The organism is Stenotrophomonas sp. FR012 (genome assembly GCF_047520565.2).
GTDB classification, from domain to species: Bacteria; Pseudomonadota; Gammaproteobacteria; order Xanthomonadales; family Xanthomonadaceae; genus Stenotrophomonas; species Stenotrophomonas sepilia.
In genome coordinates this window covers 189,250-201,961 of record NZ_JAXBQL020000007.1, presented here as the reverse complement: position 1 = coordinate 201,961, position 12,712 = coordinate 189,250, and the positions used below count along the sequence as shown (strand labels likewise).

Sequence of the window (12,712 nt, the reverse complement as noted above, 5' to 3'; positions counted from 1 at the left end):
TAGCGATTGCGCCGGGATCAGCGGGAGGAGGGCAGCTGATCCAGAGCGTCCAGCGCTGGCAGGACCTGGTCGGCGATGGCCGCCAGTGCGTGGCCGCCGGTCTCGGCATGGCGCTGCACGATATCGCGCAGCAGCTGGGTGGCGATCACCAGGGTCGCACGCTCGTCGCCGCTGATACCGGCGGTACGCGGGGCCGCCTCCAGCAGGCGCATCAGGTCGCGGCTGGCGCGATGCTCCAGTTCGATGGTGCAGCGCCCTGTGCACTGCAGCCCGTCCTTTTCGATGGGGGTCACCGAGATCCGGTAGCGGGTGGAGGGGCTGGCCATGAGGGTGTGCTCGCCGTAGCTGTGGAGGATGTGCCCACCATAGGCAAGGCCACGGCCTGAGGCGACGGCCGGCGCTGCACGCAGTGTTCCACCCGGTACGTTCCAGCACCTGCCCAAGCCGCGCTCGGCCAGTGGCGACGGGCCTGTACGGGCATTGCCGGGGAGGCGGCAACGCTGTGTTGCGGATTGCCGCAGCGCGACGCATCCACGCATGGCGTGGATCTACCGCCGGGCACGCAAAAAAAACGGGACGACCAGAGCCGTCCCGTCGGAATCCACGTTGGGGCGCGCGCTTACAGCGCGGCGTCCTTCAGCTTCTTCAGCGGACGCACCTTCAGCTTGGTGGTGGCCGGCTTGGCGGCGAACCACTGCTCTTCCTTGGTGAACGGGTTGATGCCCTTGCGCTTCGGCTTGGCCGGCACATTGACGGTGGTGATCTTCAGCAGGCCCGGCAGGGTGAAGGAGCCAGCGCCCTTCTTGTGCACCGAGGAGGCGACGGCGCTTTCCAGCGAGGCCAGCACAGCGCGGACGTCCTTGGCGATGACGCCGGAGGCTTCAGCGATGTGTGCAACCAGGCCGGACTTGGTCAGCACTTCCTTGATCGGCTTCGGAGCGGCCGGCTTGGCGGCTGCCTTCGTCGCGACTTTCTTCGCTGCCTTCTTCGGGGCAGCCTTCTTAGCGGTCTTTGCCATGGTTTCCTGTTCCGTGAACGGTTGGTTGTTTGGTCGGCGCCGAACCCCGTCGGCAAGCGCAATGTAGGGCAACTCTTGGGCGCCGCCAATAGCCCGAAGCGCGGAAAGTGCATGTTTTTTCATATCCAGGCCGATTCAGTACATGGTCGGCGGTGGGGGATGGGGGCACGCCAGCGTGTTCGATCGCCGGCGCCCGCCGATCGGTGGGGTGCGCGAAACCACTGAAAACAAGAGGAAAATGCGTTCCGGGCTGGCGAGGAAGTGTCCACTCGCCGGGCTCGGGGACGACGTCCGGCGTGCGGCGGAGCGACGCAGGGCTAACGCGTGGCGTGCGAGGGTAGCCGTTCATCACCGCCACGCAGGAGCAGCACAATGGGAATCTCGCGACACGCCACCGCGCACTGGGAAGGCGATCTGAAGACGGGCAAGGGCCAGTTGAGCACGCCGCAGAGTGGGCTGCTGGAGAAGACCCGCTACGGTTTCAACAGCCGCTTCGGCGACGAAAAGGGCACCAATCCGGAAGAGCTGATCGCCGCCGCGCACGCGGGTTGTTTCACCATGGCGCTGTCGGCCAAGCTCGGCGAAGCAGGCTTCACCCCGACCTCGCTGGACACCGAAGCCAAGGTCGACCTGTCGCTGGAAGGCGGTCCGCAGCTGTCGCAGATCCGCCTGAAGGTCAGGGCGGTGGTGCCCGGCATCGATGCGACGCAGTTCCGTGCCATTGCCGATGACGCCAAGCAGAACTGCCCGGTATCCAAGGCGCTGAGCGCGGTGCCGATCAGCCTGGAAGCCGAACTGGGCTGAGCCGGCGCATCTGTAGAGCCGAGCCCATGCTCGGCTTCTGCAGGTCCCGTGATCTGGCCGAGGAGCAGCCGAGCGAGGGCTCGGCTCTACAGTATCCCTTTACCAATCAAGGGTGCCGGTGATCACCGTCTGCACCTGGCCGCCCGACCAGACCTCGCCGTCCTCGTCGACCCGCAGGGTCAGGCGCGCATCGTGGCCGACTTCGCGGCCTTGGCTGACTTCGAACGGCGCACGGCCACGTGGCAGCGCGTCGCGCAGGTCCAGCCACGCGGCCAGCACTGCATTGGCGGCCCCCGAGGCGGCGTCCTCGAAGCGCCGACCATTGCCGACGAAAGCGCGCACGGCCAGATCGAATCCCTCACTGCCATCGCTGAAGGCATAGGCGAACACGCCCATGCTGTCGGTGGACTCGGCCAGCGCAGCCACCGCGTTCCAGTCAGGGCGCAGCGCGCGTAGTGCTGCTTCATCGGCCACCTGCACCACCCACCAGCTGCGTCCGCCCTGCATGCGCGCCGGCGGCAGCGAGCCCAGTGGCCAGTCCTTCAGTGCTGCCCGCAGGCGCGGATCGGTGGCTTCAGCGGTCTCCGCCAACTGCGCGCGCGGGGTGCGGATGGCGATGCGCTGCTGCGCGCCCTCACCGCTGACGCGCAGCGGCAGGGCGCCGGCAATGCCGTCCTGCACCAGCACGCCATCGATCGGTGTGGCCAGGCCTGCCTGCAGTACTGCATGCGCCGTGCCGACGCTGGGGTGGCCGGCGAACGGCACTTCCTTCTGCGGGCTGAACATGCGCAGCCGGTAGCTGACACCGGCGGCCTGGGGCGGGAACACGAAGGTGGTCTCGGGCAGGCGCGTCCAGCGTGCGATGGCCTGCATGCTGGCGTCGTCCAGGCCTTCGGCATCGAGTACCACGGCCAGCGGGTTGCCAGCGCCGGCGCGCGGGGAGAACACATCCAGCTGCAGGAAACGGCGGGTGGTCATCGGGGCGAAACTCCATGATCGGGTGGCGCGCAGCTTAACGCGCCGCTGCAGCGCCGAGCCTACGCTCGGCTCTACAGCCAACGGATCTGGCCGTCGATGACCGGCTGCACCTGGCCGCCGATCCACACCGTGCCCTGCGCATCGACCTGTACCTGCACGCGACCATCGCGACCGACTTCGCGGCCCTGGCTGGCCACGTAGCGGCCCTCGCGGCCGGGCAGGGCATTGCGCTGCCGCAGCCAGGCGCCGATCAGTGCATTGGCACTGCCGGTCACGGGATCCTCGGGCACGGCGGGCGCATCAGCGGGGCAGAAGGCACGCACCACGCGGGTGTGGCCGGTGCCGGCTTCATCGGCGAAGACGGCCAGGCCTGTAGCGTCGGTGGCGAGGTTCCAGTCGGCCAGCGCGGCCATGTCCGGTGCCAGCTCGCGAACGGCGGCGGCATCGCGCAGTGGCAGCAGCCACCAGCGTGCGCCGTTGTCCCAGAGTTCGGGCACCTGCCCGTCGGCAGCGAGCGCCAACAGCGCGGCGGGCGCTCCGTCTGCCTCCGTGTCCAGTTGCCGTGCCGGCGGGCTGGCCAGCTGGATCTCCAGTGCCTCGGCCGGGCCGCTCACCCGTACTGGCAGCACCCCTGCCGCGCATTGCTGCAGCAGGGCGCCGTCGCGCGGTTGGGCCAGGCCGCAGGTCACCGCCGCCCAGGCGGCGCCGACGCTGGGGTGGCCGGCGAAGGCCAGCTCACGGGTCGGGGTGAAGATGCGGATGTGGTAGTCGGCGCCGGGCGCGGTGGGGCGCAGGAAGAACACCGTCTCGGACAGGTTCAGCCAGGCGGCCAGGGCCTGCATCTGGCTGCTGGAGAGCGCGTCGGCGTCCAGGATGGCGCCCAGTGGATTGCCGGTTCCGGGGCGGGGGGCGAAGACGTCGAGCTGCAGGTAACGGAGGACGGCCATCTACGGGGATATTGCGCTTAGAATCAAAGGTTCCGCCCCCGAGGGCGGCTTCCCCACATTCTACATAGCCAATCCATGTCAGCTTCCCCCCTTGTCGATCGTTGGATCGTACTGAAGTTCGGCGGCACTTCGGTGTCGCGTCGTCACCGCTGGGACACGATCGGGAAGCTGGCGAAAAAACGCGCGGAAGAGACCGGATCGCGCGTGCTGGTGGTGGTATCGGCGCTGTCCGGGGTCACCAACGAACTGACCGCGATTGCCGACGGCGCGCCGGACAGCGGTGATCGCGTGGCAGCGCTTGTCGAGCGCCATGAGGGCTTCCTGGCCGAACTCGGCCTGGGCCGCGAGGTGTTGGCCGAACGGCTGGCGGCGCTGCAGGGCCTGCTCGACGATGCGCGGGCGGCTACCCGTCCGCTGGATTGGCAGGCCGAAGTGCTGGGCCAGGGCGAGCTGCTGTCCTCCACCCTGGGCGCGGCCTATCTGCGCGCCTCGGGCCTGGACATGGGCTGGATGGACGCCCGCCAGTGGCTGGACGCGATGCCGCCGCAGCCGAACCAGAGCGACTGGTCGCAGCGGCTGTCGGTGAACTGCCAGTGGCGCGCCGACGCGGAGTGGATGCAGCGCTTCCGCGCGCAGCCGACCCGCCTGCTGATCACCCAGGGCTTCATTTCGCGGCATGCCGATGGCGGTACCGCCATCCTCGGCCGTGGTGGCTCGGATACCTCGGCGGCGTACTTCGGTGCGCTGCTCGGCGCCAGCCGGGTGGAGATCTGGACCGATGTGCCGGGCATGTTCAGCGCCAATCCGAAGGACGTGCCCGACGCACGCCTGCTGACCCGCCTGGACTATTACGAAGCGCAGGAAATCGCCACCACCGGCGCCAAGGTGCTGCACCCGCGCTCGATCAAGCCGTGCCGCGATGCCGGCGTGCCGATGGCCATCCTCGATACCGAGCGCCCGGAACTGCCGGGCACCAGCATCGATGGCAGCGCCGCACCGGTGCCGGGGGTGAAGGCGATCAGCCGCCGCAATGGCATCGTGCTGGTGTCGATGGAAGGCATCGGCATGTGGCAGCAGGTCGGCTTCCTGGCCGATGTGTTCAACCTGTTCAAGAAGCACGGCCTGTCGGTGGACCTGATCGGTTCGGCCGAGACCAACGTCACCGTGTCGCTGGACCCGTCCGAGAACCTGGTCAACACCGATGTGCTGGCCGCGCTGTCGGCCGACCTGTCGCAGATCTGCAAGGTGAAGGTGATCGTGCCGTGCGCGGCGATCACCCTAGTGGGCCGCGGCATGCGGTCGCTGCTGCACAAGCTGTCGGACGTGTGGGCGACCTTCGGCCGCGAGCGCGTACACATGATCTCGCAGTCGTCCAACGACCTGAACCTGACCTTCGTCATCGACGAGGCCGATGCCGATGGCCTGCTGCCGATGCTGCACGCAGAGCTGATCGACAGCGGCGCGATGCCGGTGGAGGAGACCGAAGTGTTCGGCCCGCGCTGGCGCGAGATTGCCGGCACCGTGCGCCCGCGCGGCACGCCGTGGTGGCGCGGCCAGCGTGCGCACCTGCTGCAGCTGGCCGATGCCGGTACGCCGCGCTACGTCTACCACCTGCCGACGGTGCGCGCCCGCGCCCGTGCACTGGCCGCAATCAAGCCGATCGACCAGCGTTACTACGCGATCAAGGCCAACAGCCACCCGGCCATCCTGCAGCTGCTGGAAGCCGAAGGCTTCGGCCTTGAGTGCGTGTCGCATGGCGAGCTGAAGCATGTGTTCCAGCACCTGCCGGAACTGTCGCCCAAGCGCGTGCTGTTCACCCCCAGCTTCTGCCCGCGCAGCGAGTACGAGGCGGCGTTTGCGCTGGGCGTAACCGTGACCGTCGACAACGTGGAAGCGCTGCAGCGCTGGCCGGACCTGTTCCGTAACCGCGAGCTGTGGCTGCGCGTCGATCTGGGCCGGGGCGAGGGCCACCACGCCAAGGTCCGTACCGGTGGCAAGGAGTCCAAGTTCGGCCTGCCGATCGCCCGCGTCGACGAGTTCGTGCGCGCGGCCACCGAACTGGGCAGCCGCGTGGTGGGCCTGCATGCGCACCTGGGCAGCGGCGTGGAAACCGCGCAGCACTGGCGCCTGATGTGCGATGAGCTGGCCGGTTTCGCTCGCCGCATCGGCAGCGTACAGACCATCGATATCGGTGGCGGCCTGCCGATTCCGTACAGCGACGAAGACGAACCCTTCGACCTGGACGCCTGGGCCGAGGGCCTGGCCGAGGTCAAGGCACTGCACCCGGCATTCCGCCTGGCGATCGAGCCGGGCCGCTACCTGGTGGCCGAATCGGGCGTGCTGCTGACCCATGCCACCCAGGTGGTGGAAAAGGACGGCGTGCGCCGTGTCGGCCTGGACGCCGGCATGAACGCTCTGATGCGCCCGGCGCTGTACGACGCCTGGCATGACATCGAGAACCTCAGCCGCCAAGGCGGTTATGCCGAAGCGGCGTTCGATGTGGTCGGGCCGATCTGCGAATCCAGCGATGTGTTCGGCAAGCGCCGCAAGCTGCCGGTGTCGACCGCGCCGGACGACGTGATGCTGATCGCAGATGCCGGTGCCTACGGCTATGTGATGGCCAACACCTACAACCAGCGGATGCTGCCGCGCGAAGACGTGATCGAATGACCACCGCCCGCGCCCTGCACCCGCCCACCGACACGCCCCGCGCCCTCGCGCGGGCCCGTGCCTGACCGGATACACCATGACTGCTTTCGACAAACACCAGGTTTCCCGCTTCCGCTTCGTCCGCTGCGACTTCGCAGCGGATACCGGCGTGGCCCGGCTGGTCTACGCCTTCGACGACGGCCCGGAGATGGTGGAGACCATCACCGTGCCGGGTGCCCCGTTCGTGCTGGACGAGGCGCGCGCCGCTGCCGTGCAGCGTGCGCTGCAGCTGCTGCACCTGATTGCCGGCGTCAGCTACTACAAGGCCGGCGTACCGGATACGGTCAGCATCGAAAGTTACAGCATCGATGCCGATACGGCCGCACTGGTGGAGACCATTTACCTCAATGGCTTGGGCGAATTTGCCTACCGCAACGGCCTGAACCTGCGCGGCCGCTTCCGGTTGCCGGTGCAGGGCGAGGCCGTGCAGGCGCCGGCGCTGGGCCTGCAGCCGCACGCACTGGTGGCCATCGGCGGCGGCAAGGATTCGCTGGTCAGCATCGAAGCGCTGCGCCGTGCCGGCGTGGACGAGACCGTGACCTGGATCGGTGGCTCGCAGCTGATCCGTGCGTGCGCCGAGCGCACCGGCCTGCCGACATTGAACCTGGGCCGCACGCTGGCACCGGAACTGTTCGAGTTGAACCGCCAGGGCGCCTGGAACGGCCATATCCCGGTGACGGTGGTGAACTCGGCAATCATGGTGCTGGCCGCCCTGCTGCACGGCGTGGACCAGGTCGTGTTCTCCAACGAGCGTTCGGCCAGCTACGGCAGCCAGATTCCGGGCACCGGCGAAGTGAACCACCAGTGGTCCAAGGGCTGGGCCTGCGAGCAGGCGTTCGGCAGCCATGTGCGGAAGTACGTGGCGGCGGATCTGCAGTACTACTCGCTGCTGCGACCGATGTCCGAGCTGGCGGTGGCCCGCCAGTTCGCCAAGACTGATTTCTACGACGCGCACTTCTCCAGCTGCAACCGCAATTTCCACATCCTCGGCGAGCGCCCGGTGAACCGCTGGTGTGGCGTCTGCCCGAAGTGCCATTTCGTGTTCCTGGCGCTGGCCCCGTTCATGCCCAAGACGCGCCTGGTGCGCATCTTCGGCCGCAACCTGCTGGACGATGCCGAGCAGGCCGGTGGCTTCGATGCGCTGCTGGAATTCCAGGACCACAAGCCGTTCGAGTGCGTGGGTGAAGGCCGCGAATCGCGTGCGGCGATGGCGACGCTGGCGCAGCGCCCGGAGTGGAAGGAAGACGTGCTGGTGAAGCGCTTCTGCAACGAGATCCAGCCGCAGCTGGATGCCGCCGAACTGGAGCTGGTACCGCTGCTGCAACTGCAGGGCGAGCACCGCGTTCCGGCTGCGCTGTGGGACCGGGTGCGTGAAGATTTCGAAGCTTGAAGGAAAGCGCGTCGCGCTGTGGGGCTGGGGCCGCGAGGGCCGCGCCGCGTTTGCGGTGCTGCGTGAGCGCCTGCCAACGCTTGGCCTGAGCCTGTTCTGCCCGGCCGCTGAAGCCGAAGCCGCGCGTGCGGAAACGCAGGGCGCGCTGCAGGTACTTGGCGAACCCTCGGCCGAAGCGCTGGCCGCGTTCGATGTGGTGATCAAGTCGCCCGGCATCAGCCCTTACCAGCCGATCGCGCTGGCGGCGGCAGAGCAGGGCACCACCTTCATCGGCGGCACCGCGCTGTGGTTTGCGGAGCACGCGGCTGACGATGGCATCGTGCACGACACCGTGTGCGTGACCGGCACCAAGGGCAAGAGCACCACCACAGCGCTGGTCGCGCACCTGCTGCGGGCCGCCGGGCATCGCACCGGACTGGTCGGCAACATCGGCCTGCCGCTGCTTGAAGTGCTGGATCCGCAGCCCGCGCCCGAGTACTGGGCGGTGGAACTGTCCAGCTACCAGACCGGTGAGGTGGCGCGCAGTGGCGCCCGCCCGCAGGTGGCCGTGGTGCTGAACCTGTTCCCGGAACACCTGGACTGGCACGGCAGCGAACAGCGTTACATCGAGGACAAGCTGCGGCTGGTGACTGAAGCTGCGCCGCGCATCGCCGTGCTCAATGCCGCAGATCCGCACCTGGCGGCACTGTCGCTGCCCGAGAGTGAGGTGGTCTGGTTCAACCAGCCGCAGGGCTGGCACATGCGGGGCGACATCGTGCATCGCGGTGAGCAGGCCGTGTTCGATACCCGTAACACGCCGCTGCCGGGCCGTCACAATCGCGGCAACCTGTGCGCGGTGCTGGCCGCGCTGGAGGCACTGGGCCTGGACGCGGTGGCGCTGGCACCGGCGGTGCAGGATTTCCGCCCGCTGCCGAACCGCCTGCAGCGCATCGGCGTGGCCGATGGCCTGACCTACGTCAATGATTCGATCAGCACCACGCCGCATGCCAGCCTGGCCGCGCTGGAGTGCTTTGCTGGGCAGCGCATCGCGCTGCTGGTGGGCGGGCACGACCGTGGCCTGGATTGGACCGACTTCATGCAGCACATGGCGCACGATGTGCCGCCGGTGGAGATCGTGACCATGGGCAGCAACGGCCCGCGCATCCACGCGATGCTGCAGCCGCTGGCCGATGCCGGCCGCTTTGGCCTGCACGCTGCGGGCGATCTCGCCGAGGCGATGGCGTTGGCGCGCACGGCGCTGGGCGCACAGGGCGGGGTGGTGCTGCTGTCGCCGGGTGCGCCGAGCTTCGGGGCCTACCGCGATTACGTGGCGCGCGGACGCCATTTCGCCGAACTGGCTGGGTTCGATCCGGACAGCATCAGCGCGATTCCGGGGTTGGGCATCGCCTGACCGGCGGGATCGGGGTCGGATCCCTTTCCGCAGGAAAGGGTTCTGACCCCATCGTGCATTTATCATGCAGGCATCCCCGGACGGACCCGGATGCCCGCATGTGCACCTTCATTACCCTGTTCCTGCCCGCATCCTTATCGCACGTTGAAGCCGCCGCGATCATGCAGCGCAGTGGCCGGCGCCTGTTTGCGCAGGATTCGCCCAGCCTGCAGTCAGCGGTGGGCCCGGATTGGCAGCCGTGGCTGAGTGCCGCGCACTGCGATTGCGGCACGTCGCTGGCCTCGGCGCAGGCGGTTCGTGAGTGGAACGGCGATGATGCCGAACGCTGGCGCAGGAAGGGCTGGAGCGAAGCGAAGATCGCGCGCGCGTTGGCGGCGCAGTTGGCGCGGCATGAACAGGATCAGCAGGCACGCCGCGATGAAGCCCTGGATGATTCCGGCCAGTGGTTGCAGCGTATCGACGCGCTGTTGCAGGCTGGGGCCGCGCGCATCGGCCTGCTGGTGCGCGACTACGACGGTTCGGTGGGTGCCCGGCAGCCGAAGCCGCCGGAACGGCGCTGGTCGCGCGCGCATCTGGCGGCGTCGGATCTGCTGGCATTCGAGCCGGGCACGTTGCACTGGATCGAGCGTGGGTAGTGCCGGCCGCTGGCCGGCAACCTGCGGGGAAATTCATCCACGCATGGCGTGGCTCTACTGTAGCGCCGAGCCCACGCTCGGCGGCCTTCATTCGTCTTCGTCGATGAACGCGTAACCGCCGTCAATGAGCTGCTGCAGGTACGCATCGAAGCTCGGCGCAATGACTGCGTAGCTGTCCGGATCGTGCAGGTAGCGCACCACCTGGCCGACCGTACCACCCGGTGCCGGATCGAAATCCAGGTACAGCATCGAGGTGCCGCCGTTGTTCATGCAGTGCGAGAAGCACAGGCGCCTGCTCATCGGCAGATCACCGTCGATGCCTTCACCCAGGATCTCCGGCTCCTCATCCAGCCACTCTTCGTAGATGGAACGGATGCTGTCGTCCCACTGCTGCTGGTCCTCGAAGATCTGCGCGACCGAGCGCAGGTAGTACGGGTAGCCACCGTCCTCCACGTCCGAGCCCAGCATCAGTACGCAGACCTTGCCGCCGGGGTACTCCCGGTAGTGGGTGCCATCCACGCGCGATAGGAGTTCCACAAGGCTGTCCGGCACCTGCGGCCACTGCACACGCAGGCGCTGCAGGTCCTCGGCGCTGGCGCCCTGGACATGTGCCCACTGCGGGGCATCCTCGGCAGGCAAACGCGGGATCAGGCCAGACAGAAAGCGATCAACAGGATTCATGCGAAAAAAGGGGACAGAGGGGATTAAGTCGTATCCAACCACACCTGCGTCACGCCGCCAATGCAGAATGCGACGCGGGAGGGGCGAATACGGCTTAATCCCCTCCGTCCCCTTTTTCTTGCGGAGCAGGCGCATGAATCGTTGGCGATGCGGTGTGGCGATGATGCTGGGGCTGGCGGCGATGCCGGCCTGGGCGGCGATGAAGACGCAGCCGGTGGAGTGGAAGCACCAGGGCACGACCTTCAGTGGCGTGCTGGTCTATGACGATGGTGGGCACGACAAGAGCCCCGGCCTGGTGATGGTGCCGAACTGGAAGGGTGTGAACGAGTCGGCCATCGAGAAGGCCAAGCAGCTGGCCGGTGATGACTACGTGGTGCTGGTGGCCGATGTCTATGGCAAGGACGTGCGGCCGAAGAGTGATGCGGAGGCGGGGCCGGTGGCCAGCAAGCTGCGCAATGACCGGCCGCTGCTTCGTGCGCGTGCACTGGAAGCGGTGAACGTGCTCAAGGCGCAGGCCGGCAAGGTGCCGCTGGATGCCAGCCGGATCGGTGCGGTCGGTTTCTGTTTCGGTGGCACCACGGTGCTGGAGCTGGCCCGCGCCGGTGCGCCGCTGGCCGCTGTGGTCAGCCTGCACGGTGGGTTGGGCTCGCCACTGCCGGCGCAGGCCGGTGGCAGCCATCCTTCGGTGCTGGTGCTCAATGGCGCCGACGACAAGAGCGTGACCGCCGAGGACATCGCCGGTTTCCAGAAGGAAATGGACGCGGCCAAGGTCGACTGGGAGTTCACCAACTACAGCGGCGCGGTGCACTGTTTCGCCGAGCGCGATGCCAACAGCCCGCCGGGCTGCCAGTACAACGAACGGGCGGCCAAGCGCGCGTTGAAGGCGCTGGATGAGTTCTTCGAGGAACGGTTCGAGAAGCGTTGAGCCGTGCAGTGGTAGTGCCGGCCGCTGGCCGGCATTCCCGTGACACCCGCAGCATCATGAGGTTGCCGGCCAGCGGCCGGCACCCACCGGAATGCCGGTGGGTGGGTGCCGACCGTTGGTCGGCACACCTCAACCCATCAATGCGAGCGCTGCACCGCGTAGCGGGCCAGGCCGCGCAGGGCCGCCACGGCATCATTGTCGCCCAGGCCATCGAGCGCACGCTCGGCGGCTTCGGCATATTCCTCGGCACGGCGGCGGCTGTACTCCAGGCCGCCGGTGGCGCGGATCGCGGCCAGCACTTCCGGCATTGCCGAGGCGTCGCCGTCCTGCACGATGGTGCGCAGGCGCTCGCGGGTGGCGTCATCGGAGTGGGCCATCGCGTGGATCAGCGGCAGCGTGGCCTTGCCCTCGGCGAGGTCGTCGCCCAGGTTCTTGCCCAGCTCCTCGGCGTTGGCCGAGTAGTCCAGCACGTCGTCGGCGATCTGGAATGCGTAGCCCAGGTGCATGCCGTAGTCGAACAGGGCCTGCTGGGTGGCTTCATCCACGCCGCTGGCCAGCGCGCCCAGGCGGGTGCCGGCGGCGAACAGCACTGCGGTCTTGCGCTCGATCACGCGCAGGTAGGCGGCTTCGTCGGTATCCGGGTTGTGCACGTGCAGCAGCTGCAGCACTTCACCCTCGGCGATGCGGTTGGTGGCATCGGCCAGGATCTGCATCACCGGCATGCGCTCCAGCTCGACCATCAGCTGGAAACTGCGCGAGTACAGGAAGTCGCCCACCAGCACGCTGGGCGCGTTGCCCCACAGCGCGTTGGCGGTGCTGCGGCCACGCCGCAGGCTGGACTCGTCCACCACGTCGTCGTGCAGCAGGGTAGAGGTGTGGATGAACTCGATGATCGCCGCCAGCTGGTGGTGCTCCGGGCCGGCCTGGCCGACCGCGTGGCCGGCCAGCATCACCAGCATCGGGCGCAGGCGCTTGCCGCCGGCGGAAATGATGTGGTCGGCGATCTGGTTGATCAGCACGACGTCCGAGGACAGCCGGCGCCGGATCAGGGCGTCGACGGCGGCCATGTCGGCCGCGGCAAGCGACTGGATCTGGGGCAGGCCCAGGGCGGGACGGGTGTCTTCGGTGATGGTCATGCGATCAGGCTTTCAGGCTCACCATCGATTATAGGCGCTGGCCGTGAATTCGGGCGCAAACCGGCCCGAGCGGCAATTCCAGCCCGGCCTGCGCGGCCC

The 12,712-nt window shown here is 68.0% G+C and carries 12 protein-coding genes; 6 read left to right on the top strand and 6 right to left on the bottom strand.

The genetic code is table 11. The features are described from left to right. Nucleotides 1-17: 17 nt before the first annotated feature. Both ACM0O9_RS13760 and ACM0O9_RS13755 read right to left on the bottom strand, forming a co-directional pair. The gene (locus ACM0O9_RS13760; protein ID WP_065177921.1) at nt 18-326 is read right to left on the bottom strand and encodes a DUF3861 family protein; all 309 of its coding nucleotides are present in this window, start codon (nt 324-326) and stop codon (nt 18-20) included. Nucleotides 327-619: 293 nt separating this feature from the next. Then, nucleotides 620-1,018: an HU family DNA-binding protein gene (locus tag ACM0O9_RS13755; RefSeq protein WP_005415606.1), complete on the bottom strand. Its 399-nt coding sequence runs from the start codon at nt 1,016-1,018 to the stop codon at nt 620-622. A gap of 372 nt (nt 1,019-1,390) precedes the next feature. On the opposite strand from ACM0O9_RS13755, the gene ACM0O9_RS13750 reads away from it, so the two are divergent. Further along, complete coding sequence (locus ACM0O9_RS13750; RefSeq protein ID WP_005415607.1) at nt 1,391-1,822, top strand: OsmC family protein; 432 nt, start codon at nt 1,391-1,393, stop codon at nt 1,820-1,822. Between the two features lie 99 nt (nt 1,823-1,921). Here the strand turns inward: ACM0O9_RS13750 and ACM0O9_RS13745 are convergent, their stop codons facing one another. Continuing rightward, nucleotides 1,922-2,800, bottom strand: a complete 879-nt coding sequence (locus ACM0O9_RS13745) for a PhzF family phenazine biosynthesis protein (RefSeq protein ID WP_164093564.1) — start codon at nt 2,798-2,800, stop codon at nt 1,922-1,924. 71 nt (nt 2,801-2,871) lie between these two features. Next, nucleotides 2,872-3,747, bottom strand: coding sequence for a PhzF family phenazine biosynthesis protein (locus tag ACM0O9_RS13740; RefSeq protein ID WP_139726796.1), 876 nt, complete (start codon nt 3,745-3,747; stop codon nt 2,872-2,874). Nucleotides 3,748-3,822: 75 nt separating this feature from the next. Here ACM0O9_RS13740 and ACM0O9_RS13735 point away from each other — a divergent pair, with 75 nt between their 5' ends. The 4 genes from ACM0O9_RS13735 to ACM0O9_RS13720 all read left to right on the top strand — a co-directional run bounded on the left by ACM0O9_RS13735 (nt 3,823) and on the right by ACM0O9_RS13720 (nt 9,871). Then, on the top strand, nt 3,823-6,417 hold the full coding sequence (locus ACM0O9_RS13735) for a bifunctional aspartate kinase/diaminopimelate decarboxylase (RefSeq protein WP_139726797.1): 2,595 nt from the start codon (nt 3,823-3,825) through the stop codon (nt 6,415-6,417). Nucleotides 6,418-6,493: 76 nt separating this feature from the next. Then, entirely contained in the window at nt 6,494-7,846 is a 1,353-nt protein-coding gene (gene murL / locus ACM0O9_RS13730) for a UDP-N-acetyl-alpha-D-muramoyl-L-alanyl-L-glutamate epimerase (protein ID WP_235649494.1), read from the top strand. Next, nucleotides 7,827-9,236: a UDP-N-acetylmuramoyl-L-alanine--D-glutamate ligase gene (gene murD, locus ACM0O9_RS13725; protein WP_235649495.1), complete on the top strand. Its 1,410-nt coding sequence runs from the start codon at nt 7,827-7,829 to the stop codon at nt 9,234-9,236. Before murL ends, murD begins: the two co-directional genes overlap by 20 nt. Before the next feature lie 98 nt (nt 9,237-9,334). After that, nucleotides 9,335-9,871 (top strand): hypothetical protein, encoded by a 537-nt coding sequence (locus tag ACM0O9_RS13720; RefSeq protein ID WP_235649496.1) that lies wholly within the window; start codon nt 9,335-9,337, stop codon nt 9,869-9,871. Between the two features lie 87 nt (nt 9,872-9,958). Here the strand turns inward: ACM0O9_RS13720 and ACM0O9_RS13715 are convergent, their stop codons facing one another. Beyond that, nucleotides 9,959-10,552, bottom strand: a complete 594-nt coding sequence (locus ACM0O9_RS13715; protein ID WP_235649497.1) for an SMI1/KNR4 family protein — start codon at nt 10,550-10,552, stop codon at nt 9,959-9,961. Between the two features lie 133 nt (nt 10,553-10,685). On the opposite strand from ACM0O9_RS13715, the gene ACM0O9_RS13710 reads away from it, so the two are divergent. Then, nucleotides 10,686-11,477, top strand: coding sequence for a dienelactone hydrolase family protein (locus ACM0O9_RS13710; RefSeq protein ID WP_414604027.1), 792 nt, complete (start codon nt 10,686-10,688; stop codon nt 11,475-11,477). A 137-nt stretch (nt 11,478-11,614) separates the two neighbouring features. Here the strand turns inward: ACM0O9_RS13710 and ACM0O9_RS13705 are convergent, their stop codons facing one another. After that, on the bottom strand, nt 11,615-12,613 hold the full coding sequence (locus ACM0O9_RS13705; protein ID WP_061479203.1) for a polyprenyl synthetase family protein: 999 nt from the start codon (nt 12,611-12,613) through the stop codon (nt 11,615-11,617). Between the last annotated feature and the right edge of the window lie 99 nt (nt 12,614-12,712).

Bases quoted from the DNA above. Each gene is read 5' to 3' on its own strand.
- ACM0O9_RS13760 (WP_065177921.1), bottom strand. From the start codon at position 326: ATGGCCAGCCCCTCCACCCGCTACCGGATCTCGGTGACCCCCATCGAA.
- ACM0O9_RS13755 (WP_005415606.1), bottom strand. From the start codon at position 1,018: ATGGCAAAGACCGCTAAGAAGGCTGCCCCGAAGAAGGCAGCGAAGAAA.
- ACM0O9_RS13750 (WP_005415607.1), top strand. From the start codon at position 1,391: ATGGGAATCTCGCGACACGCCACCGCGCACTGGGAAGGCGATCTGAAG.
- ACM0O9_RS13745 (WP_164093564.1), bottom strand. From the start codon at position 2,800: ATGACCACCCGCCGTTTCCTGCAGCTGGATGTGTTCTCCCCGCGCGCC.
- ACM0O9_RS13740 (WP_139726796.1), bottom strand. From the start codon at position 3,747: ATGGCCGTCCTCCGTTACCTGCAGCTCGACGTCTTCGCCCCCCGCCCC.
- ACM0O9_RS13735 (WP_139726797.1), top strand. From the start codon at position 3,823: ATGTCAGCTTCCCCCCTTGTCGATCGTTGGATCGTACTGAAGTTCGGC.
- murL (WP_235649494.1), top strand. From the start codon at position 6,494: ATGACTGCTTTCGACAAACACCAGGTTTCCCGCTTCCGCTTCGTCCGC.
- ACM0O9_RS13720 (WP_235649496.1), top strand. From the start codon at position 9,335: ATGTGCACCTTCATTACCCTGTTCCTGCCCGCATCCTTATCGCACGTT.
- ACM0O9_RS13715 (WP_235649497.1), bottom strand. From the start codon at position 10,552: ATGAATCCTGTTGATCGCTTTCTGTCTGGCCTGATCCCGCGTTTGCCT.
- ACM0O9_RS13710 (WP_414604027.1), top strand. From the start codon at position 10,686: ATGAATCGTTGGCGATGCGGTGTGGCGATGATGCTGGGGCTGGCGGCG.
- ACM0O9_RS13705 (WP_061479203.1), bottom strand. From the start codon at position 12,613: ATGACCATCACCGAAGACACCCGTCCCGCCCTGGGCCTGCCCCAGATC.